Origin of the sequence: Stenotrophomonas sp. SMYL86 (assembly GCF_036320025.1) — a bacterium.
Lineage (GTDB): Bacteria > Pseudomonadota > Gammaproteobacteria > Xanthomonadales > Xanthomonadaceae > Stenotrophomonas > Stenotrophomonas maltophilia_A.
The window spans coordinates 432,167-454,918 of record NZ_JAWIRU010000001.1; the positions used below are offsets into that span (position 1 = coordinate 432,167).

Here is a 22,752-nt window from a genome sequence, read left to right on the forward strand (position 1 = left end):
CGAATCCTGAGTCCCGCCTTTGATGCCTTCTGCCGAGTCCACGCACGACACTGCCCAGTCCCGTTGTGCGCGCGAACCGATTCATACGCCCGGTGCGATCCAGCCCTACGGCGTGCTTCTGGTCGTTGAACCGCAGTCCCTGCGGGTGCGCGAGCGCGCCGTCAGTCATCCCGGGCTGCTGCAGCAGTTCGGCGAACCGTTGATGCAGCATGTCAGCGAGGTACTGGGCGGCGTGCTGGCGCCCTTCCAGGCGCTGTTCCAGCAGGCCGCGGTGGGCAGCAGCGCGCATGTCGGCGCCGTGCACCTGGATGGCCACGGCCGCCATCAATTGTTGGTGCATCGCTCCGCCACCGATCTGCTGATCGAGCTGGAGGCACCGGTTCCCGGCCAGCCGGGTTCGCTGGAAGAATTGTATCCGTCGATCCGCGAACTGATGAACGGCATCGAATCGGCCACCACCGTGGAAGATCTGTGCCAACTGGCGGCCGCGCACATGCGCCGGCTGACCGGCTTCGATCGCACCCTGGTCTACCAGTTCGATCCCGGCTGGAACGGCATCGTGGTCGCCGAGGATGGCAACGGCCTGTTGCCGTCCTACCTGGACCTGCGCTTCCCCGAGTCGGACATTCCTGCGCAGGCCCGCGAGCTGTACCGCCGCAATCGGGTGCGCCTGATCGCGGACAACAGCTATACCCCTACCCCGCTGATGCGGGCCGAGGACCATCGCGACGCGCCGGCTACCGACCTGAGCCTGGCCGTGCTGCGCAGCGTTTCGCCCGTGCACCTGCAGTACATGCGCAACATGGGCACTGGCGCGTCGATGTCGGTGTCACTGGTGCACGAGGGCCAGCTGTGGGGTCTGGTGTCCTGCCACACGGTGCAGCCACGCCGCCTGCCCTACCACGTGCGCACTGCCTGCGAGTTCATGGGCCAGATCCTCTCACTGCAGATCGCCCTGAAGGAGCGTGCACGCGCCATCGAAGAGCGCGTGGCGCGCCGTTCGGTGCTGGTCAAGCTGCTGGCACGCATGGCCGGCGACGAGGATTTCATGGCTGCGCTGCGCCACGATGAAGCCAGCCTGCTGTCGCTGACCGGCGCTGCCGGTGCGGCCATCGTGCACAAGGGCGACTGCATGCGCGTGGGGGAGTGCCCACCCGCCAGCGACGTGCTGGCCCTGGCTGATTGGCTGGCTACCCAGCAGACCGGGCAGGAAACGTACTGCAGTGACCATCTGGCAGCCGACTGGGCGCCCGGCGCGCGCCTGTCCGATGTGGCCAGCGGCGTACTGGCGGTGTCCATTTCGCAGCTGCACGACAGCTATCTGATGTGGTTCCGCCCGGAAGTGGTGCGCACCGTGCGCTGGGGTGGCGACCCACGCAAAGCGGCGGCGCCCGGCGTGGCACTGTCCCCGCGCAGTTCATTCGAAGCCTGGAAAGAGACCGTGCAGCAGCGCAGCCTGCCGTGGTCCGACGCCGACTGCGATGCCGCACACGAAATGCGCACGGCCATCGTCGATATCGTGCTGCGCAAGGCCGAGGAAATGGCCGAGCTCAACGAGCAGCTGGTCCGCAGCAACAAGGAACTCGAAGCGTTTTCCTATTCGGTCAGCCACGACCTGCGCGCGCCGTTCCGCCACATCGTCGGTTACTCGGAGCTGCTGGGCAGCTCGGCCGGCGAACGCCTCAACGATACCGAGCGCCGCTTCCTGGATACGATCGTGGAGTCGGCCAAATCCGCTGGGACACTGGTGGACGATCTGCTGAGCTTCTCGCAGATGGGCCGTTCCACGCTCGGCCGGGTACGGCTGGATATGGCGGCGCTGGCCGAAGATGTGCACCGGAGCCTGGCTTTGGACTACGCCGGACGCGACGTGCAATGGACGCTGGCGCCGCTGCCGGAGGTGGAGGCCGATCCCACGATGTTGCGTCTGGTCTGGCAGAACCTGCTGGCCAACGCGATCAAGTTCACCCGCGAGCGCGAGCAGGCCGTTATCGAGGTCGGTCACGAGCGCAACGTCGACGAAGACCACTTCTTCGTGCGTGACAACGGCTGCGGCTTCGACATGCGCTACGTGGACAAGCTGTTCGGTGTGTTCCAGCGCCTGCATCACGTCGAAGAATTCGAAGGCACCGGCATCGGTCTGGCCAATGTACGCCGCATCATCGGCCGCCATGGCGGCCGTACCTGGGCCGAGGGCGAGCCCGGCAAGGGCGCCACGATTCATTTCACCCTACCCCGTTCCACAGGAGATCACCCATGAGGGACCTGCGGCCGATCCTCCTGGTGGAGGACAGCCCCAAGGATGCCGAGCTGACGCTGGCCGCGTTGTCGCGCTGCCAGTTGCTGAACGATGTCATCCATGTACGCGATGGTGCCGAGGCGCTGGATTACCTGCGCTGCGAAGGCAAGTTCGCCGGCGCCATGCACGGCGGCCCGGTGGTGGTGCTGCTGGACCTGAAGCTGCCCAAGGTGAACGGCCTGGAAGTGCTGGAACAGGTGCGTGGTGACCCACAGCTGAGCAGCACCCCGGTGGTGATGCTGACCTCCTCCCGCGAAGAACAGGATCTCGTGCGCAGTTACGAACTGGGCGTGAACGCATTCGTGGTCAAGCCAGTGGACTTCAAGGAGTTCTTCGACGCCATCCAGGGGCTGGGCATGTTCTGGGGCATCACCAACCAGCCCCCGCCGCATCGGCCCAACGGCTCGGGGCAGCACAATGCGTGATGGATCGCGCCGCAGCGAGCGCCTGCGCATCCTCATGCTGGAGGACAGCGCGCTTGATGCGGAGCTGATCAGCGCACAGCTGCAGCGTGCCGGCCTCGATTTCGAGGCCGAGCGCCTGTGGACCCGCAATGCCTTCATCGAGGCAATTGAGAATCGCGCCTTCGATGTGATCCTGGCCGATCATGTGCTGCCCGGATTCGACGGCGATGCGGCCCTTGCACTGGCACGCGAGCGGATTCCGCAGACGCCCTTCATCTTCGTCTCCGGTACGCTTACCGAGGAGTTGGCCGTGCAGGCGCTGACCCGCGGCGCGCGCGACTACGTGGTCAAGCAGCGCCTGCAGCGCCTGCCGGATGCGATCCGTCGTGCGCGGCAGGAGGCCCATGAACGCACCCAGCTTGTGCAGGCGCAGGCCGCACTGAACGACAGCCAGGCGCAGTTGCAGCAGGTAACCAATGCCGTCCCTGCGCTGATCGCCCAGCTCGACACGGCGCATCGCTACCGCTTCGCGAACAAGGCGTTCCTGGACTGGCACGGCGTCAGCCTGGCCGAACTGCTGGGTCGCGCGGCACGGGATGTCAGCGGCATTTCCGCCTTCGAGCACGCCCTGCCCAGCCTGGAGCGGGTACTGCAGGGCGAGCGCACCAGCTTCCAGGTCGAACTGGTCCACCGCAGCGGCGAATCACGATTCGTGCAGATGGACTGCGTACCGGAACATGCGGCCGATGGCAGCGTGGTCGGCTACATCTGCATGGGCAGCGATGTTTCACTGTTGAAGCAGGCCGAACTGGCGCTGCGCGAGGACAACCAGGTTCTCGAGCGACAGGTGCAGGCACGCACCGCCGAGTTGCGGGCCAGCAAGCGGCGCCTGCAGGCGATCTTCGAATCCAGCTTCCAGCATCAGGTGCTGCTGGATCTGTCCGGACGCGTCGTTGATGCCAATGACGCGTCACTGGCCGCGGTGCTTGCGGACAAGAAGGACACTGTTGGCGCGCGCTTCGGTGAATCGCTCTGGTTTGCCACAACCGATGGCATCAGTGCGCTGATCGACCAGGCCGTCGCCGCAGCCGTACAGGGCCGCAGTTCGCTGCATGCACTGGAACTGGAACTCCCGACCGGGCGGCGCAGCTTCGACTTCTCGTTCCGCCCGCTGCTGGATACCGAAGGCGTGGTCACCGCCGTGGTTTCCGAGGCGGTGGAAACCACCGCGCGGCTTCAGGCAGAACACGCACTGCGCCAGTCGCAGAAGATCGAGGCGGTCGGCCAGCTCACCGGCGGCATCGCCCATGATTTCAACAACATCCTGACGGTCATCTCCGGCAACGTCGAGCACGCCATGCTGCTCAATGAACGCGCCGGAGAACCCGGGGCAATGGTCAGCCGTGCACTGGACAATGCACTGAAAGGCGTCGGCCGTGCCGCCAGCCTGACCCAGCGCCTGCTGGCGTTTGCCCGTCGCCAGCCGCTGCACAGCCAGGCCGCCAACCTCAACGAACGCCTGCTGGACATGCACGACATGCTGCAGCGTGCACTGGGTGAGCTGGTGCAGCTGGAGATCCGCAATGCCGAGGACATCTGGTGTGTGGAGATCGACATCAGCCAGCTGGAGGCCTCCGTACTGAACCTGGCGGTCAATGCCCGCGATGCGATGCCGCATGGCGGCCGGCTGGTGATCGAAGTCGACAACAGCCACCTCGACCACGACTACGCCGCCCTGTTTCCCGATGCAACGCCGGGCGAGTACGTGATGTTGCGGGTGCGCGACAATGGCCACGGCATGGACGCGGCGACCCTGGCGCGCGTGTTCGAGCCGTTCTTCACCACCAAGCAGGTTGGCCGCGGCACCGGGCTTGGCCTGTCGATGGTGCATGGCTTCGTCAAGCAGTCCGGCGGCCACGTGCTGATCGACTCGGTGGAAGGCGGCGGTACCAGCATCACCATGATGTTCCCGCGCTCTCCGCTGTCCCTGCCCTGCGAAGCACGCACCCCACAGACCGGCCTGGCGGGTTACTCACCGCGCGAGGAAACCATTCTGGTGGCCGAGGACAATGACGATGTCCGCGCCCACACGGTGGATGCGCTGCGGCTGCTCGGCTACCGCGTGCTGGAAGCCCACGACGGCCCCTCCGCACTGCGGCTGCTGGAACGCCCCGATACCAAGGTGGATCTGCTGTTCTCGGACGTGGTGATGCCCGGCATGTCGGGCTGGGAACTGGTGCACGAAGTCCGTGAACGCTGGCCGGAAGTCGCCGTCCTGTTCACGTCGGGCTATCCACGCGACCACGACCAGGTGGGCAGCCAGGGACGCGCCGTTTCATTGCTGCCAAAGCCGTTTACCCGCAGTGATCTTGCAGCGGCGGTGCGCACCGCGCTGGAGGCGACGCCGCACTGAGGTCAGGACGCCGGATCGCGCATGCCAGCGGCGATCCGGTTGATGTCCGCGCACTCCACCGTGGCCGGCGGATGCTCCCTGGCGGCCAGTGCAATCATCGCCTGGCCCAGGGCCAGATTGCTGGTCATCAACGAAGGCGCAATCGCACCGGCCAGCTTCATCAACGGCGCGCCGCCCCAGTACAAGGGCTTCAACAGGGCATGACGGGTGCCGGTTCCCGCGACCGGCCTGACGCCACCCGGGCGCAGCATCACCGAGCGCACCGGCAGGGCCTGCAAAGCAACTTCGGTCTCGCCCTTGACCCTCAGCGGCATCAGCCGGCTCTGAGGGTCTGCACCCGCACCGGATACATACAGAAAGCATCCCTCGGGATTCGCGGCCGCCCAGGCACGGGCCACCGCCAGCGTGGTGTCCACGGTAACGCGTCGGTACTCGGCCTCGGCGGTGCCGACCGGTGGCGCACCGGCGCAGTAGAGGCATGCATCGAACCCGGCAAGCTCCTCCACCCGCTCCTGGATACGCAGAAAGTCCGGGACAATCAGTTCGCTGCCGGTGCCGCGCAGACTACCCGGGTGGCGGACCAGCGCGGTCAGGCGGGAGACCTGCGGTGAGCGCTGGCAGGCCAGCACCACGCCCTGCCCGACCAGGCCTGCGGCACCGGTCAACAGAATCCGCAATGCACCCGTCCCGACCATCATCGCACCCGCCTCACAGTTTCACGAAACGCTGGATCTTCCGCGCCAGCCAACCGCTGAACACCAACGGCGCATCCAACGCAGACACGCAGATGCACGGCACACCCGGCGCGGTCACCGGCTGGTGCTCCACCTCCTCGTCCAGATCCGCCACGTCACCCGGCGCGAACAGCCCCAGCGCGTCGTTGTAGGAACCGCGCAGGATCTGGGTCAGCTCGCTGCGGCCATGGCTGTGCATGGGCAGGCACTTGCCGGGGGCGATCTTCAGCATGATCAGCGAGGGCATCTGCTCGGCCCGGATGCAGTGCACCCCCGGCGCCATCCAACGCCAGCGCAGGTCACCCAGCGAGGTGCCAAAGTAGGGATGCAGTGACACCGGCAGATGATCGGGATCGGCCTCGGGCCGCTCCATCGGCATAGGGCGCAGGGATTCCGCCATGGCCATCGGCGTTTCCGTGGCCAGCTGCATCAGCATGGCCTCGCGCAACTGTTCGCGCCGCGTGTCGGTTGCAGGCGGCTGGGTCTGCTCCAGCAGCACCGAACCGATCGCCTCAGCATCGCGCAGGCGCTGACGGCAATGCGGGCACTGCTCCAGATGGGCACCGGCCACGATGCTCAACGGCGCCGGCAGCGCACCCGCGGCATAGCTCATCAGCGTGGATTCGTGCAGGTGGTGGTGCGGATTCACAGCACACCTCCCACTTTCGCCTGCAGTTGCAGGAAGGCACGGCGCAGGTGCGATTTGACCGTCCCCAGCGGCATGCGCAGCGCTTCGGCGATCTCGCTGTGGCTCTTGGCCTCGAAATAGGACATCCTCACCAGCCGCGCCTGCACCGCAGGCAGCTCGTTGATGCGCTGGCGCAGACGCGCCTGGTCGGCGAACTGTTCGGCACTGCTGCGCTCGATCACATCCAGCGTCGCCGCGTCCTCCACCGCTGCCTGCACCTGCATCCAGCTGCGCTCGCGGCGCACTCGATCGATATGCAGGTTGCGGGCGATGCGATACAGCCACGTACTCAGCGCCCCCTGTGCCGGATCGAAATCGGCGGCCCGCAGCCATAGGCGCAACAGGCATTCCTGCGCCAGCTCCTCGGCTACGGCATCGGGTGCGCCCAGGCCGCGCAGGTACACGCACAGCCGCGGCATGAAGTAGTCGTAGATCCGCATGAAACACTCGCGGTCGCGCAGCCGCGCCACGCCGTCCATGTCACCGGCCCAGTTCGTCGGCTCGCTGCTCGGCTGCTGGGAACTGGACACGGTACGTGCGGTATCGAAGTTGAGGAGTGTGCTGGCGGCGTCAGGGTACATCTGCGTTCGCGGCGGGCGGGTGAAGGTCTGTCCTCTGTACGTGCAGGGGCAGCCATTGGATGCAGTCGGCACTGCGCATCCAACCGGGCGCCCCCGCCGTATGACCTGAGAGACCTACCCTTCCGGATGAACACCATGCGCACTGCCTGGCTGCTGCTGTGCCTGCCCCATGCCGCGCTGGCGGCACCCTGGCTGCGAAGTGAGGGTGTGGCCACCTCCGCGCAGGGCGACATCCTCTACCGTGAAGTGCACTGGTGGCGCGAGGCAACGGAGGGTGCCGAACGCTGGGTGCTGTACCAGTGCCCGGATGGCCAGCCCTTCGCCCGCAAGCATCTGCCCGCCAGCGCCCGCCCGCAGGCACGGAGCTATTCGCTGCAGGACCGCCGCAGCGGCCAGACCGCCGAAGTCGACGCCACTGGCGACTCCGTGTCGATTGCCTGGAAGGAAGATGCCGCCAGCCAGCCGCATCAGCGCCGGCTTGAACTGCCGCCGGACGCGGTGATCGATGCAGGGTTCGACGCCGCGGTGCGCCTGCACTGGCCGGCGCTGCTGCGCGGCGAACGCATCAGTCTGCCCTTTCTGGTGCCGGGGCGGCAGCGCTACTTCCCGGTGCAGGTGCGGCGCATCGGTCCGGTACGTTGGCAGGGTATTGATGGCCAGTCGATCGACGTCAGTCTGGACACCTGGTACGGCGGCATCGCCCCGCGTCTGTCACTGGTCTATGCCAGCACCGACCGCCGCCTGCTGGAATTCCGCGGCACCAGCAACCTGCGCGATGCCCGCGGCAGCTACCCGCAGGTGACGGTGCGCTTCAGCTCGCCAGCTGCCGAGCAAACTGCCGCGGAATGGCAGCAGGCCTGGACGCGTCCTCTGGTCGACCGCTGCGCCGTGACGCCCAGGTGAAGTCGAGATTCTTCGCGTCGCAGCGCATCCATTGCACGCGCTGCTGCGTACAGGTAGACACGACACCCGCCGAGATCCCCCAATGGCCTCTGTAGCGCCCCTCCCCCGTCGACGCTCGCGCCTGCTGCGTACGCTGCAGCGCTGGATCGACACCGGCAACGTCGCAGAGACCACCGGCGAACAGCCCGGCCGCATCGACTGGTTGCGCGCCGTGCCATTTGCACTGATGCACCTGGCCTGCATCGCTGTGCTCTGGATCGGAATCTCATGGACAGCGGTGATCGTCGCCGCAGTGCTCTATGCGGTGCGCATGTTTGCCATCACGGCGTTCTATCACCGCTATTTCTCGCACCGGACCTTCCAGGCATCGCGGCCGGTGCAGTTCGTGTTCGCTGTCATCGGCGCCTCCAGCGTGCAGCGTGGGCCGCTTTGGTGGGCCGCCCATCATCGCCATCACCATCGGCATGCCGACCAGCCGCTGGATCCGCACTCGCCACGCGAGGGCGGCTTCTGGCGCAGCCACATGGGTTGGTTCCTGACCCGCGAGGCGTTCGCCACCGATCTGTCACGGGTACCGGACCTGGCGCGCTTCCCCGAACTGCGCTGGCTGGACCGTTTCGATACGGCCGTACCGGTACTGCTGGCCGCAGCGCTGTATGCATTGGGCGCCGGGTTGGAGCGCTGGGCACCGGGCCTGCACACCTCCGGCCCACAGCTGCTGGTGTGGGGCTTCTTCATCTCCACCATCGTGCTGTTCCATGCCACGGTCACCATCAATTCGCTGGCGCATCGATTCGGCCGCCGCCGCTTCGACACACGCGATGACAGCCGCAACAACCTCTGGCTGGCGCTGCTCACCTTCGGCGAAGGCTGGCACAACAACCACCACTTCTTCCCCGGCACTGTCCGCCAGGGCTTCCGCTGGTGGGAAGTGGATTTGACCTGGTACGGACTGCGCGCGATGGCGGCCCTGGGCCTGGTCAAAGGTCTCAAGCCCATCCCCGAGTGGGTCCTGGCCAAGGCGAGGTACTGACATGCGCATCGCCGTCATCGGCTCAGGTATCGCGGGGCTGGCCAGTGCCTGGTGGCTCGAGGGCCAGCACGACGTCACGCTGTTCGAGGCCAACGACTACCTCGGTGGCCATACCCACACGCACGACGTGCAGGTGGATGGCACACGCATGACGGTGGATACCGGGTTCATCGTGTTCAATCCCCAGCACTATCCGCTGCTGACCGCGCTCTTCGACGAGCTGGGTGTGGCTTCGCAGCCGACCACGATGAGCTTCTCGATGCACAGCGAGCGCAGCGGCGTGGAGTACAACGCCACCTCGCTGGATGGCCTGTTCTGCCAGCGCCGCAACCTGGTGTCACCTCGATTCTGGGGCATGCTGGCCGACCTGCGCCGGTTCTATCGGGATGCGCCGTTGCTGCTGGCCGAGGAAGACGGCCCCACGCTCGGCGAGTACCTGCGCAGCCAGCGCTATGGCGAGGCCTTCATCGACGAGCACCTGCTGCCGATGGCCTCGGCACTGTGGTCCTCACCGACCGCCACCGTGCAGGACTTCCCGGCGCGCTATCTGGCCCAGTTCATGGCCAACCACCAGATGCTGCAGATGACCGGACGCCCGAGCTGGCGGGTGGTCAGCGGGGGATCGGCGCGCTACGTGGATGCGCTGCGCCGCCGCTGGCGGGTGCATGAGCGGCTGCAATGCCCGGTCAGGATGGTCGAACGCATGCCCTGGGGTGCACGCGTGCACAGCGCGGCCGGCGCGGAGGCCTTCGACGAAGTGATCCTGGCCTGCCACAGCGACCAGGCGCTGGCGTTGCTGGCCGACGCCGATGCCATCGAGTGTGAGGTCCTTGGCGCCATCCGCTATCAATCCAACGAGGCCGTACTGCATACCGATGCCTCGTTGCTGCCGCGCAACCGCAAGGCGTGGGCGGCATGGAACGCGCACGTGCCAGAGGATCGCGCCGCGCCCTGCACGGTCAGCTACTGCATGAACCTGCTGCAGGACCTGCCCGGCGATACGCCCCTGGTGGTTACCCTCAACCGCAGCGAGGCAATCGATCCGGCCAAAGTACTGCGTACGCTGCGCTACGCCCACCCGGTGCACGACCACGCCGCGGTGCGGGCACAGCAGCGCTGGGCGGAACTGCAGGGCCGTCGCCATACGTGGTTCGCAGGCGCCTATTGGGGCTGGGGCTTCCATGAGGATGGCATCCGCAGCGCCCGCCGTGTGGTCGATGCCCTGCAGGCCTGCGCTCCACATCGGCTGGCATCCGCCTCGGATGAGGTGGCGGCATGAGTGCCAGCGCGCTCTACATCGGGCAGGTGATGCATCGCCGGCATCATCCGCACCCGCATGCCTTCCGTTACCCCATCGCCCAGCTGCTGCTCGATCTGGACGAACTCGATACGGTGTTCGCCGGGCGCTGGTTGTGGTCGGTCAATCGCCGCAACCTGGCCGAGTTCCGCCGCAGCGACTACTTCGGCGATCCCGCACGGCCACTGGCCGATGCCATCCGCGATCACGCTGCCCACACGCTTGGCTACCGGCCGACCGGCCCGGTGCGCCTGCTCACCCATCTTCGCTTTGCCGGGCACGTGTTCAACCCGGTCAGTTTCTACTACTGCTACCAGGCCGACGGCAGCACGCTGGACTGCATTGTCGCCGAGATCACCAACACGCCCTGGAAGGAACGGCACGCCTATGTGCTGCCGGTCGCGACGGCCACGCACGAAGGCAACTCGCTGCGCTGGCGGTTCGACAAGTGCTTCCATGTCTCGCCCTTCATGCCGATGGATTGCCATTACGACTGGCGGTTCAACTGCCCGGATGAGGATCTGCGCGTGCACATGCAGGTCTGGCGGGACGGCGTGCGCCAGTTTGATGCCACCCAGGCCATGCAGCGGCGTGCCTTGGATGGCCGCGGGCTGGCCCGGGTCCTGGCCTGCTATCCCCTGATGACCACCCAGGTGGTGGCCGCCATTCACTGGCACGCACTGCGGCTGTGGTTGAAACGCAACCCGGTGCACGACCACCCCACTCTTGCCGAGAAACCGCGATGAACTCGATGACTCCCTGGGTTGCCCTGCCGCGCCCCGGTGCCTTGGACGCGTTCCTGCGCCGCCGCCTGCTGGCCCAGCTTGCCCCGATGCGCGACGGTCGGCTGTGCGTGCGCGATGCACTGGGCGAAGTCTGGCTGGGCGATGCCCGTGGTGAACTGCATGTCACCGTCACCATCGATGACCCGGCGTTCTATCGCAAGGTTGCTGCGCAAGGCAGCGTGGGCGCAGGTGAAAGCTACATCCAGGGCGAGTGGCACTGCGATGATCTGGTGGCACTGATCCGGCTGCTGGTGCGCAATCGCGATCTGCTCGACGGCATGGAGCGTGGCCCGGCCCGCTTGGGCGGGGGGATGCTGCGGGTCTGGAACCGCCTGCGCCGCAACAGCCGTGGAGGCAGCCGCCGCAATATCGCCGCGCACTATGACCTGGGCAACGACTTCTTTGCCCTGTTCCTGTCGCCGGACCTGATGTATTCGTCGGCGATGTTCGCCAGCGAATCCGAGTCATTGGAATCCGCCTCGCGGCGCAAGCTGGACCGCATCTGCCAGCAGCTGCAGCTCAAGCCAGGCGACCGTGTGGTGGAGATCGGCACCGGCTGGGGCGGTTTCGCGGTACACGCCGCCCAGCACTCTGGCTGCCATGTGACCACCACCACCATCTCCGCGGAACAGCATGCGCTGGCCGCCCAACGCGTAGAGGCGGCGGGCCTGCAGGATCAGATCACGCTGCTGATGCAGGACTACCGCGACCTGCAGGGCCAGTTCGACAAGCTGGTCTCGATCGAGATGATCGAAGCGATCGGTGCCGAGTACCTGGACACCTACATGGCTACACTGCAACGCCTGCTCAAGCCGGATGGCGTTGCCCTGCTGCAGGCCATCACCATCGAGGACCATCGCTACGAACAGGCCCGGCGCAGCGTCGACTACATCAAGCGCTATGTATTTCCGGGCAGCTTCATCCCATCGATCAACGCGATCATGGCCGCCAAGACCCGATCCAGCGACCTGCAGCTGATCGCCCAGCAGGACTTCGGCCACTCCTACGCACTGACCCTGCGCGCCTGGCGCCAGCGCTTCCTGGCCCAGCTGCCTGCGGTGCAGGCGCAGGGCTTTGATGCGCACTTCTGCCGGTTGTGGGAGTTCTATCTGGCCTATTGCGAGGGCGGCTTCCTGGAACGTTCGATCGGCGTCTCGCATCTGCTGCTGGCCCGTCCGGACCACCGGCCCGTCCTCGCTGCGGGCGACAGCCGCTGACATGCGCCGGTTCTGGACCAATCTGCTTGGCAACCAGCTGGTCTGGCTGTGTGCCGTGGCCGGCGCCGGGCGAGGCTGGCAGTGGCCGGCGCTGCTGGCCGCAACGATCTATATCGGCAGCCAGCTGCTCACTTCACCGCAGCCACGACTGGACCTTCGGCTGATGCTGCTGGCGCTGGCCTGCGCGTGGCTGGTCGACGCCAGTGCCGCCGCCAGCGGCGCCGTGCGCTACGCTGCTGCCCCGCTGGGCTGGGCTCCGCCCCTTTGGATCATGGCGTTGTGGGCCGCGTTTGCGATGACGCTGACCACTTCGATGCGCTTCCTGCTGCGCCACCCTGCCCTGCCAGCCCTGTTTGGCCTGTTGCTGGCCCCGCTGGCGTATCTCTCCGCAGCGCGCGGTTTCGAGGCGGTGCGTTTCACTGCGCCGCTGTGGCAGGGCCTGCTGGTGCTGGGTGTGGGCTGGAGCATCGCGCTTTCGCTGCTGTGCATGGCCGCTCGTCGCGGCTCCCGCACCTTCCCGCCGCCCCTGGCAGGAGCACCGTCATGATCAATCTGTTGTGGGTCCTGCTGTATGCCGTACTGGTGATGAGCTGGGGTTGGGCCTGGCAGCGCCGCCATCACAACATCGGCGTGGTCGATGTGCTCTGGGCCAAGGGCGTGGGCGCGTCAGCCCTGTTGCTGGCGTGGCTCGGCGATGGTGCGGCGGCGCCACGGATGGCGCTCGGCATGCTCGGTGGCCTGTGGGGCAGTCGACTCGCTTTTCACCTGTGGCGCCGGGTCCGCCACGAACAGGAAGACGGCCGCTACCGTTATCTGCGCGAGCACTGGCAAGGGCATCAAGGCAAGATCTTCGGCTTCTTCATGGCCCAGGCGCTGCTGGTCGTGCTGTTCGCCCTGCCCTTCCTCGCGGTGGCTGAAAATCCGCAGACAAGCACGACGTTGTGGATCGTGGCCGCCGCACTTGTCTGGCTGCTGAGCGTCGGCGGCGAGAGCCTGGCCGACCGCCAGTTGGCCCGCTTCCGCGCCGACCCGGCGAACAAGGGCCGCACCTGCCGCGAGGGGCTCTGGCGTTACTCCCGCCACCCCAACTACTTCTTCGAGTGGCTGCACTGGTTCAGCTATGTCCTGCTCGCGGTCGGCTCGCCACTGTGGTGGCTGGCCTGGGCCGGCCCGCTGCTGATGTACGTGTTCCTGCGCTATCTCAGCGGCATTCCCTTCACTGAAAAGCAAGCGCTGCGCAGCCGAGGCGACGACTACCGCGCCTACCAGCGCACTACATCGATGTTCTTTCCCTGGTTCCCCCGTTCTTCCAAGGAGCATTCCGCATGAGCGCGATCCCGTCACTGAATCCGGCCGAAGATGCGGAAACCGGGCTGATCGCCTGGGCCGAACGTGGGCTGGTGCCCGATGCGGCGCTGCGTGCGGGCATCCGCCGCTTGTGCGCGCAACGCCTGCATGAGGAAAGCGAAGGCGGCATCGAAGGCCAATCGGCACGCTTCAGCCAGCGCATCACCGAGCTGGCCGACAGCCCACTCGCGCTACATACCGAAGCGGCCAACCGCCAGCACTACGAAGTTCCCGCGGCATTCTTCCAGGCCTGCCTGGGCAAGCGGCTGAAGTACAGCAGCTGCTACTACGCCACCGGGCGCGAAACGCTGGACCAGGCCGAGGACGCCATGCTGGAACTGTACGGCCAGCGCGCCGGACTGGCCGATGGCCAGCAGATACTTGAGCTGGGCTGCGGCTGGGGCTCATTGACCCTGTGGATGGCCGAACGTTACCCGCAGGCGCATATCACCGCCGTCTCCAACTCGCACAGCCAACGCCAGTACATCATGGCGCAGTGCCAGGCGCGCGGCCTGGGCAACGTCGAGGTGATGACCCGCGACGTCAACCAGCTTGACCTGCCGACGGCCCGGTTCGACCGCTGTGTCTCGGTGGAGATGTTCGAGCACGTACGCAACTACCAGCGCCTGCTGGCAGGCATCGCACGGTGGCTGAAACCGGACGGTGCACTGTTCGTGCACATCTTCGCCCATCGCACACTGATGTATCCGTTCGAGACAGACGGCGGCGACAACTGGATGGGTCGCCACTTCTTTACCGGCGGACTGATGCCGGCGGCCGACACACTGCTGCATTTCCAGCGCGACCTGCGCCTGGAGCAACGGTGGTTGCTGGACGGCACCCATTACCAGCGCACGGCCGACCACTGGCTGGCCAACCAGGATGCAGCCCGCGAGCGGGTGATGCCGGTGTTGATCGCCACCTATGGCCAGGCTGCAGCGAAGGTCTGGTGGCAGCGCTGGCGCATGTTCTGGATGGCATGCGCCGAGCTGTTCGGCTACGACGACGGCCAGCAGTGGCTGGTGGCCCACTATCTGTTCCGACCCCGCTGAGGTGCCCGATGCGCATGTTTCCGCTGCTCCCCCTGATCGCGGTCGGCCTGTTCGGTTCCGGCTGCAGCTCCAGCGACACCCGCCCGTTGCCGCGTCCGCCGTCGGTGGATGTACCGCGCTTCATGGGCGACTGGTACGTAATCGCGCATATCCCGTCGCGCCCTGAGCGCGAGGCCTTCGACGCCGTGGAGAGCTATGCCCTGCGGCCCGATGGACGCATCCAGACCACCTTCACTTACCGCAAAGGCAGCTTCGACGCGCCACAGAAGTCGATGCACCCCGTCGGCCGTGTCGAGAAGGAAGGCAACGGCGCGATCTGGGGCATGCAGTTCATCTGGCCGATCCAGGCTGAGTACGTGATCGCCTGGCTCGATGAAAGCTACCATCAGACCATCGTGGCACGAAGCAAGCGCGATTACGTCTGGTACATGGCCCGCACCCCGCAGGTGTCGGACAGTGACTACCAGCAGGCGGTCGAGCGGATTGCGGCCATGGGTTACGACACCCGCAAGCTGAGGCGGGTGCCGCAATCGGTGCGATGACGCGGCACCTTCTGCCCGGGTCGATCGTCCTGGAGCATCAGTCGATCATCAATCATTGCAACGTGGTGCACTCGCGACGCGCCCTGCAGATACGATGCTGGGCAGGCCAGCAAGGCCGGAACGGATACACGATCGATGAACAGCCCCGCGGACGATGCCATCACAACCTCCTGGAATGGATTCGAAGTCCGGCAGATCCTTCCGTGCGACCTCGACCTCATCTGCGCTCACCGAGAAGCGATGTTCCGTGAAAGCGGCCGGAGCGAAGAGATCCTTCAGCAGATGGCGGCCCCGTTCCGTACCTGGCTCGAACCGCGCCTGGTGTCAGGCGACTACTTCGGCCATGTCCTTTCCGACAATGGACAACCCATCGCAGGCATTGGCCTGATGCTGATCGACTGGCCGCCCCACCCCGCCCATCCAGAGCAGGACACGCGCGGCTACGTACTCAATGTCTACGTGGAGCCCGGCTATCGGCGTCGCGGCATCGCCCGCCAACTGATGAAACTGGCCGACCATGCATTCGCCGGACGAGCGGTGGCCTACGCGGTGCTGCACGCTACCACCCAAGGGAAACCACTGTATGCGGATCTCGGATGGGCTGCGACCAGCGAAATGGCCCGCGACCTGCGCAGCGCGAGCGAAGTACCCCGAAGCGCTTGATTGGGTACTGACGATCCACCTCATCAATCGGCGGCATTGAATTGATGGGCTTTACGCATCGATTCTTAGGAATAATCGCAAAATTCCAACAAGTTCGATGCTCGACGCGATAGCGGCGCCAGAATGATCGCCACGCCCTGCGGGCGCCGATCACCTCCCTGCGCATGAATGGATATCCTGCACCGCGCCGACTGCGGCTGGCACTCCTGGACGATCACGAAATCGTCCGCCGCGGCACCGTCCTGCACCTGTCTCGCGACGTTCGCTTCAGCATTGTCGCCAGCCACACCCGCAGCGACGAGCTCATCGGCAGCCTCCGCCAGCTGGCAGTCGATGTCGCCATCATCGATCTCACCCTGGCGCCTGGCGACCGCAGCAGTGATGAGCTGGTTCCCCTGCTGCGCAAGTGTTTTCCACATATTCCCCTGCTCGCCTTCGCCACGCTGACGCCAACCACCCGCATCGACCACCTGCTGGCGAGCGGCATCTCCGGCGTAGTCAGCAAGTCCGAGCCCCTGGAGATGCTGTCTGATGCCATCGTGCGCATCTCGCAGGGGCTGTGCCGCCTCCCTGCCGATTGCCTGTTCCCGGCGTGCCGCGAGGAACTCAGCCGCAATGAACGCGAAGTGCTGGACCTGCTCCTGGCCGGCCTGACTGTCTCGGAGATCGCGCTGCGCCGCCACCGCAGCGTCAAGACGGTCAGCACCCAGAAGGTCGCCGCCCTGCGCAAGCTCGGGTTGCGTAATGACGTGGAGATCTATGCACTGCGGCAGCAGCTGGAGCTCCAATGAGGCGGCGCGTTCGCCTCCGTCTGCGCACGTCGTGCACGTTGTTGCTGGCCCTGATCCTGCTGCCGGCTGCATCGGCCGAGGATGCACAGTTGCGGAGATGGTCCGCCGGCCGCGAAGTGCGGGTTGCCACCGCGCCGTCATTGCGACCGCTCCCCCCAACGCTGGCGGATTCAAGCGCACTGCCCACCCTCGCCCATGGCTATGCCAGGCTTGTGGCTCGGCATTCCGGCCTGCGCTTCCTCGATCTCAACTACCCCAGCACGAGCGCAGCGGTCGCTGCCGTCTGCCGGGACGAGGCCGACCTGGTGCTGGTCATGGGCAGCCCCTCGCATCACCCGCTTCCCTGTCCCGACCTGAGGGCCTCCGGCGCTTTCCATGGCGGCAAGACGGTATTGGCTGTGCGTAAAGGCGAGCACCCGCCCCGTGACATTACCGGCGTGAGGGCGCAGCTGCTGGCCGTGGTTGACGGCGGCCCCTATGCCGACTGGCTGACGATCCACCACCCCCGGATCCACCTCCTGCATCTCCCCGACCGCCATGCGGCCCTGGCCGCTGTTGAAAGCGGCAACGCCGATGCTGCGATCGGCCTGGAAGCAACGCTGCACTCGATGATCCGGCAGCACTTCACGGGAAACCTGCAATTGCACCCGTTCGACAGCGGATTCTCTACCGATCTGCACCTGCTTGTCCGCCGGGAGGACCAGCAGCTGCTGGCGCGCATCGATCAGGCGCTGCGCGCCATCACCCTCGAAGAGCACGCAGGCCTGCTGGAGTTGTGGGCGCAGCAGATGCTGCCCACATCCATCGAGAGCGCACTGGATCGGGTGCGTTCCCCGCTCCTGCTCTGGTTGCTGTGTCTGACCGCGGCACTCATCGGCCTGCCCGCGCTCTGGCAGGCGTTACGCTGGCGAATCGGCCGCGCGGAACAACGCCTCGGGCGCGCGGCGGGAATGATCAGCCATGAAGTGCGCAATTCCGCGCAGACAGTACTGGCTTCGATCGACCTGCTGAGCCAGTCACACCTGCCCAAGGGGCAGCGTGAACTGCTCGCGGCTGCCCTTGCCGCCGGCCACTCGCTGCGCAGGCTGCTCGATCGCTCGCTGGCGTTCTCGCGCCTTGCCAGCGGCAGCTTCAGGCCGCATCCCACGCCCTGCGACGTCGGCCAACTCTGTGCCCGTGCACTGGAAGCAATCCGGCCGGAGGCACTGCGGAGAGGGCTGTCACTCCAGTTGGATCGCGCGCCCGATCCAGCGCCGGTGGTTGTGCTCGATGCTGATGGACTGCGCCAGATTATCGACAACCTGCTGGGCAATGCATTGAAATTCACCGATGTCGGCGGTATCGAGGTGCGCCTGCAACTACAACCCGCCCTGTCTCCCCGGGAGCTGTTGCTGGATGTGATCGACAGCGGCATCGGCATCGCACCCGCTCAACTGGCGCTTCTGTTCCGACCATTCCAGCAGAACGAGGATGGCCAGAGACGTGGCGGCAGCGGGCTTGGCCTGACGATTGCGCACGAACTGGCCGTTGCCATGGGCGGCAACCTGACCGCACACAGCGTGCATGGGCGCGGCAGCCGCTTCACCCTGCGATTGCCGGTCCGCGCCGTTCACGGCGATCAGCCGCCCATCGAGCCGCTGCAGCAGACGCCACTGACCGGCGTCGACCTGCTCCTTGTCGAAGATCATGCACTCAGCCGGCATGTCGTCGCAGAGCAACTGCGTCGGCTGGGCGCCGACGTACGCGCGGTTGCCGATGCCGATGCCGCATTGGCCGAGCATGCGCTACGACCGCGCGGCACGGTCGTACTGGATATCGGGCTTCGCGGCTCGGATGGCTATGCACTGGCGCAGCAGCTGCGCGCGCAGGCACAGGCACCTCTGCGAGTGATTGCCCTGTCCGCCCGCATGGGGCGCCGGCACGCGGCACGCTGCCGAAGGGCCGGCTTCGACGCCATCCTGATCAAGCCACTGCAGGTTGCGAGCCTGCTGCAGGCGCTGGACCTGCCGCCCTCGGCGCACGGCACTGCGCCCGATGACACCCCTGGCGCCGAGCCGGATTACACTGCGGACATTGCCCATGAGCTGGCCAGGATTGAGCAGGCCGTGCAGGACGCCGATGCCTCGACACTGCGCCATCATGCACACCGACTGCAGGGAACGCTGCAGATGTGCCGGGCAACGGATCAGGCCGGCACAGCGGCCGACCTGTGGGAACTGGGGCATGAGGCCGCGCCTGACTGGGTCGAAGCACGGCGATTGCTGCGGGGATTGCAGCAGTGGCACGGCTCCCGCGAGGCGGAAGCCGCACCCTTGGCCTGATCAGGCCGCCAGGCGCTCGACCTGGCGACGGGTCAGGTCATTGAAGCGACCCAGCGACATCAGGTGCTGGTGGATCAGCGCCAGCCAGCCGCTGCGGTGCCACTCGACCACGGTCGCTTCCGGCAGCGCCACGAACTTCTCGACGTCCACCACCAGGAAGCCGTTGAGATTGAACTCGCGGCCATCCGGAGTGCGGACGGTGGCGTTGCGCTCGACCAGCAGGCCGTTGTCGATCAGGGCCTTGGAGAAGGCCTGGGTCTGTTCGTGCTCGCGGGTGTACTGGCCGCAGAACTCCAACGCCTGCTGCACCATGTCGGTGGCCTTGCCGTCCACGAACAGCGGCTGACCTTCGTCACCGCCCTTGACCACGCGCGAGCTCTCTTCGTCGATGCCCAGCAGGAAGTCGTTGTCTGCACCGGTGTCGATGAAGATGAAGGGGTGGCGACGCAGGTAGGCCGGGATATAGGCCTCGTCTTCCCACAGGCCGTCCTTGATGAACAGGTTCTGGTCGGACACGCCCACGGCTGCCATCGGCACGGCGGTCGGGCCGGCGAACAGGATCGGGAAGTGGTGCAGGGCCAGCGAGAACTCGCCCAGCACCAGCGGAATGGCGTTGTTGCCGGCGGCAAACTCGAGCCTGCCCGGCAGGATGCGCAGATCGGCATGCACATCGGCCTGCAGCGGCACCGGACGGGTGTAGAACAGGGGGGCGCTGCTCGGCGCCGCTTCGGTGGTGGTGTCGCTGGTGGTCGTCATCTTGGGAACCGTTCGATCATGCGCGCCTGCCATCCCGGGCGCGCCAGCGGGAACAACCTGAATCCCGCATTATCAACAAGCTCGATGACAACGGCCACCCCACCGACGGCCTATTTCAACTGCAGGGGGTAGCGCTGCCAGAGGACGTGGACCAGGAACCCGGCCAGCTCGGTGTCGCGCGCGCTCACAGCAGCGCGGATCTTGTCCAGCAGCACCATGTCCGAGCAGGAGCGCACATCGGCGTGGTTGGCCTGCCCGGCCCGGCGCGCGCGGTAGCGCGCTGCGCGCTGCGCGTCACTCATTGCGTACCCGAACTTGGGCGGACGACCGCGCTTTCGCGGCAGGGTCAGCTCCAGGGTTCCGGGGTCTTTGTCATCACGCATGAGAGGGGTGCGGGCGGTGGCGAGCAACGGGGGGTGCGCAATTTATCGTGAGGCATCACTTTAATCCAGCTTTTTCTGCAGTTTTGTTGCGATGCAGTGCATTATCCCGGTGTCGATGCGAATTCATCCACGCATGGCGTGGATCTACTGCAGGGCCTGCAACCCGATCACCCGGTAGATCCACGCCATGCGTGGATGGGCGTTCCCGACGACAAAAAAAGGGAGCCCGCTCACGGGCTCCCCTCGCCTTTCCTTACGCAGCGCGTACCGGCTCGTAACCATGCAGGTGCGCCTCACTGCTGGCCCGCCCCTGGCTGAGCGAACGCAGTGATGTGGTGTAACCCACCAGCTGCGCCAGCGGCGCAAAGCCGCTGACCTCGGCGCGACCGTCCTGGTCCTCGATGCGGGCAATACGGCCGTGGCGTCGATTGAGGTCGCCGACCACATCACCCACCGACGCTGACGGGGAATGCACCGTCACCGCCATCACCGGCTCCAGCAGCTGCGTACCGCCCTCCACCAGCGCCACCTTGATCGCCTCAGCACCGGCACGGTGGAACGCCATCTCCGACGAGTCCTTGGCATGGGTCTGGCCATCGACAAGACTGACCTCGATACCGACCACCGGATGGCCCTGCGGACCTTCCGACAGCGCGGCACGCACGCCCTTTTCCACCGCCGCGATGAAGCTGCGCGGCACCACGCCACCGACGATGCGGTCGTTGAACACCACCTGGTCGTCCTCGCGCGGCGATACATCCAGCACCACGTGCGCGAACTGGCCCTGGCCACCAGTCTGCTTGACCAGCCGCCCCACCACGCCGGCCATCGCACGCAGCGGTGTCTCCTGGTAGGCCACGCGCGGCGAACCTACGCCCACCTCGACCTTCCACTCGCTGCGCAGCCGCTCGACCATCACCTCCAGGTGCAGCTCGCCCATGCCCCAGACCAGGGTCTCCGCCGTGTCGCGATCGGTTTCGACGCGGAACGAGGGATCTTCCTGGGCCAGACTAGCCAGACCCTGCGCCATCCGGATCAGGTCGGCCGCACGCGCCGGCTCCAGCCGCCAGGCCAGCACCGGCGCCTGTGCCTGGATGTTCTCCAGGCGTAGCGGCTGCGCACGGCCGCTCAGCGTTTCGCCACTGACCGCATCCTTCCAGCCCAGCACCGCGACGATGTCACCGGCCACGGCCTGTTCGATGTCGTGGGTCTGGTCGGCCTGCACCCGCACCAGGCGACTGACACGTCGACCCTGCGGATGCTGCGAACTGGCCACGGCATCACCGACCTTCAAGGTGCCCGAGTACAGCCGCACGAAGCTCAGCGCACCGTGCTGCTGGTGGGTGATCTTGAACAGCAGACCGGCCAGCGGACCGTCCGGATCCGGCGGCAGCACCACCTCGCCGCTCTCGCTTTCGGCGGTCACGGCAGGCCGATCCAGCGGCGACGGCAGGTAATCGACCACCGCGTCCAGCAGCGTCTCGATGCCCTTGTCCTTGAAGGCGGCACCGGCCAATACCGGCACGCCCGCACCGGCCAGCGTCGCCCGTCGGATCGCCGCGCGCAGCTGTTCGGCATCGATCGCGCGACCTTCCAGCCAGGCATCGGCCAGAAGTTCGTCGTGGTCGGCCACGGCCTCGACCAGTGCGTCGCGCTGCGGCTGCCACAGGGTGCGCGCGGCGGCGTCCCACGGGGTCACCGTGGTTACGGCACCATCCTGCCAGTGCAGCACGCGCTCACCGACCAGGTCGACCCAGCCGTTGAAGTCGCTTTCGCTGCCCAGTGGCACACCGAGCGCCCACGGCCGCGCCTGCAGCTTGTCCTGCAGCTGCTCCAGCACGCGCTCGAACGAAGCGCCGACGCGGTCCATCTTGTTGACGAACGCGATCAGCGGCACGCGATGGCGACGCGCCTGGCGCCACACGGTTTCCGACTGCGGCTGCACGCCATCCACGGCCGAAAACACAGCCACGGCGCCGTCGAGCACGCGCAGCGAACGCTCGACTTCAATGGCGAAGTCGATGTGGCCGGGAGTGTCGATCAGGGTCAGCCGATGCGGCGGCAGGTCGCGCGGCGCCCACTGCGCCTGTACGGCGGCGGCGCCGATGGTGATGCCACGTTCGCGCTCGATCGCCGAGAAATCGGTGGTCGCGTTGCCATCGTGCACTTCGCCGACGCGATGGATCTCGCCGCTTTTCCACAACAGGCGTTCGGTCAGCGTGGTCTTGCCGGCATCGATGTGGGCAATGATGCCAAGGTTGCGACGGCGGGAAAGGACTTGGGTGTTCATGAGAAAGGTTCCTGCAAAGCCAACTTCGGGGGCCGCGCACCCCGGTTGGCGACAGGGTGCGCGGCTAGCGTTTGGTCTCGGCGATCTGGTGCATGGCACGTTCTCCTTGGGTACTGGGTAGGGCCGACTGGGTAGGGTCGACTGGGTAGAGTCGACTGTTAGTCGACTCACAAGAAACGAAAACGAAAAGAGCGCCCCGGAGGGCGCTCTGTCGAAGGTCCAGCGATGGCCGATTCAACGGCCTCGTGGGGCT

Annotated in this window: 21 protein-coding genes; 15 read left to right on the forward strand and 6 right to left on the reverse strand. The window is 66.4% G+C overall.

What is annotated here, in order from left to right; genetic code table 11:
* Window positions 1-22: 22 nt before the first annotated feature.
* From V3B64_RS02000 to V3B64_RS02010, 3 genes are read left to right on the forward strand one after another with little or no spacing between them, the layout of a single operon-like run.
* Entirely contained in the window at window positions 23-2,260 is a 2,238-nt protein-coding gene (locus V3B64_RS02000; protein ID WP_329913524.1) for an ATP-binding protein, read from the forward strand.
* Window positions 2,257-2,724, forward strand: a complete 468-nt coding sequence (locus tag V3B64_RS02005) for a response regulator (protein ID WP_032127326.1) — start codon at window positions 2,257-2,259, stop codon at window positions 2,722-2,724. Before V3B64_RS02000 ends, V3B64_RS02005 begins: the two co-directional genes overlap by 4 nt.
* Window positions 2,717-5,116, forward strand: a complete 2,400-nt coding sequence (locus V3B64_RS02010) for a response regulator (protein ID WP_125894041.1) — start codon at window positions 2,717-2,719, stop codon at window positions 5,114-5,116. The genes V3B64_RS02005 and V3B64_RS02010 overlap by 8 nt, the downstream gene beginning before the upstream one ends.
* 2 nt (window positions 5,117-5,118) lie before the next feature.
* Here the strand turns inward: V3B64_RS02010 and V3B64_RS02015 are convergent, their stop codons facing one another.
* Genes V3B64_RS02015 through V3B64_RS02025 form a run of 3 tightly spaced genes read right to left on the reverse strand, consistent with a single transcriptional unit; the run spans window position 5,119 to window position 7,119 of the window.
* On the reverse strand, window positions 5,119-5,811 hold the full coding sequence (locus tag V3B64_RS02015) for an oxidoreductase (RefSeq protein ID WP_121503622.1): 693 nt from the start codon (window positions 5,809-5,811) through the stop codon (window positions 5,119-5,121).
* Between the two features lie 13 nt (window positions 5,812-5,824).
* On the reverse strand, window positions 5,825-6,499 hold the full coding sequence (locus V3B64_RS02020) for a ChrR family anti-sigma-E factor (RefSeq protein ID WP_329913525.1): 675 nt from the start codon (window positions 6,497-6,499) through the stop codon (window positions 5,825-5,827).
* Entirely contained in the window at window positions 6,496-7,119 is a 624-nt protein-coding gene (locus tag V3B64_RS02025; protein WP_285302503.1) for a sigma-70 family RNA polymerase sigma factor, read from the reverse strand. The genes V3B64_RS02020 and V3B64_RS02025 overlap by 4 nt, the downstream gene beginning before the upstream one ends.
* Before the next feature lie 135 nt (window positions 7,120-7,254).
* Between V3B64_RS02025 and V3B64_RS02030 the strand changes: the two genes are divergently transcribed.
* The 12 genes from V3B64_RS02030 to V3B64_RS02085 all read left to right on the forward strand — a co-directional run bounded on the left by V3B64_RS02030 (window position 7,255) and on the right by V3B64_RS02085 (window position 19,070).
* The gene (locus V3B64_RS02030) at window positions 7,255-8,022 is read left to right on the forward strand and encodes a hypothetical protein (RefSeq protein WP_329913526.1); all 768 of its coding nucleotides are present in this window, start codon (window positions 7,255-7,257) and stop codon (window positions 8,020-8,022) included.
* A gap of 82 nt (window positions 8,023-8,104) precedes the next feature.
* Window positions 8,105-9,055, forward strand: a complete 951-nt coding sequence (locus V3B64_RS02035) for an acyl-CoA desaturase (protein ID WP_329913527.1) — start codon at window positions 8,105-8,107, stop codon at window positions 9,053-9,055.
* 1 nt (window position 9,056) lies between these two features.
* The gene (locus V3B64_RS02040; protein WP_329913528.1) at window positions 9,057-10,334 is read left to right on the forward strand and encodes an FAD-dependent oxidoreductase; all 1,278 of its coding nucleotides are present in this window, start codon (window positions 9,057-9,059) and stop codon (window positions 10,332-10,334) included.
* A complete protein-coding gene (locus V3B64_RS02045) occupies window positions 10,331-11,098 on the forward strand; it encodes a DUF1365 domain-containing protein (protein ID WP_329913529.1) in 768 nt (255 codons plus the stop codon). The genes V3B64_RS02040 and V3B64_RS02045 overlap by 4 nt, the downstream gene beginning before the upstream one ends.
* Window positions 11,095-12,354: a cyclopropane-fatty-acyl-phospholipid synthase family protein gene (locus tag V3B64_RS02050; protein WP_329913530.1), complete on the forward strand. Its 1,260-nt coding sequence runs from the start codon at window positions 11,095-11,097 to the stop codon at window positions 12,352-12,354. Before V3B64_RS02045 ends, V3B64_RS02050 begins: the two co-directional genes overlap by 4 nt.
* Before the next feature lies 1 nt (window position 12,355).
* On the forward strand, window positions 12,356-12,901 hold the full coding sequence (locus V3B64_RS02055; RefSeq protein ID WP_329913531.1) for a DUF2878 domain-containing protein: 546 nt from the start codon (window positions 12,356-12,358) through the stop codon (window positions 12,899-12,901).
* Window positions 12,898-13,683 carry a DUF1295 domain-containing protein gene (locus V3B64_RS02060; RefSeq protein WP_329913532.1) on the forward strand — a complete coding sequence of 262 codons (786 nt, stop codon included), beginning with the start codon at window positions 12,898-12,900 and terminating at the stop codon, window positions 13,681-13,683. Before V3B64_RS02055 ends, V3B64_RS02060 begins: the two co-directional genes overlap by 4 nt.
* Entirely contained in the window at window positions 13,680-14,753 is a 1,074-nt protein-coding gene (locus tag V3B64_RS02065; protein WP_121503239.1) for a class I SAM-dependent methyltransferase, read from the forward strand. The genes V3B64_RS02060 and V3B64_RS02065 overlap by 4 nt, the downstream gene beginning before the upstream one ends.
* An 8-nt stretch (window positions 14,754-14,761) precedes the next feature.
* On the forward strand, window positions 14,762-15,295 hold the full coding sequence (locus V3B64_RS02070; RefSeq protein WP_329913533.1) for a lipocalin family protein: 534 nt from the start codon (window positions 14,762-14,764) through the stop codon (window positions 15,293-15,295).
* A 135-nt stretch (window positions 15,296-15,430) separates the two neighbouring features.
* Window positions 15,431-15,958, forward strand: coding sequence for a GNAT family N-acetyltransferase (locus V3B64_RS02075; protein ID WP_032127338.1), 528 nt, complete (start codon window positions 15,431-15,433; stop codon window positions 15,956-15,958).
* Between the two features lie 164 nt (window positions 15,959-16,122).
* Window positions 16,123-16,749 carry a response regulator transcription factor gene (locus V3B64_RS02080; RefSeq protein ID WP_125894067.1) on the forward strand — a complete coding sequence of 209 codons (627 nt, stop codon included), beginning with the start codon at window positions 16,123-16,125 and terminating at the stop codon, window positions 16,747-16,749.
* Window positions 16,746-19,070 carry an ATP-binding protein gene (locus V3B64_RS02085; RefSeq protein WP_329913534.1) on the forward strand — a complete coding sequence of 775 codons (2,325 nt, stop codon included), beginning with the start codon at window positions 16,746-16,748 and terminating at the stop codon, window positions 19,068-19,070. The genes V3B64_RS02080 and V3B64_RS02085 overlap by 4 nt, the downstream gene beginning before the upstream one ends.
* On the opposite strand, the gene V3B64_RS02090 is transcribed toward V3B64_RS02085, so the two are convergent.
* The 3 genes from V3B64_RS02090 to fusA form a co-directional block, all read right to left on the reverse strand.
* Window positions 19,071-19,826, reverse strand: a complete 756-nt coding sequence (locus V3B64_RS02090; protein ID WP_279911945.1) for a SapC family protein — start codon at window positions 19,824-19,826, stop codon at window positions 19,071-19,073. It abuts the gene before it with no gap.
* Window positions 19,827-19,936: 110 nt separating this feature from the next.
* On the reverse strand, window positions 19,937-20,209 hold the full coding sequence (locus V3B64_RS02095; RefSeq protein WP_005409616.1) for a hypothetical protein: 273 nt from the start codon (window positions 20,207-20,209) through the stop codon (window positions 19,937-19,939).
* 253 nt (window positions 20,210-20,462) lie between these two features.
* Window positions 20,463-22,499: an elongation factor G gene (gene fusA, locus V3B64_RS02100; protein WP_329913535.1), complete on the reverse strand. Its 2,037-nt coding sequence runs from the start codon at window positions 22,497-22,499 to the stop codon at window positions 20,463-20,465.
* Between the last annotated feature and the right edge of the window lie 253 nt (window positions 22,500-22,752).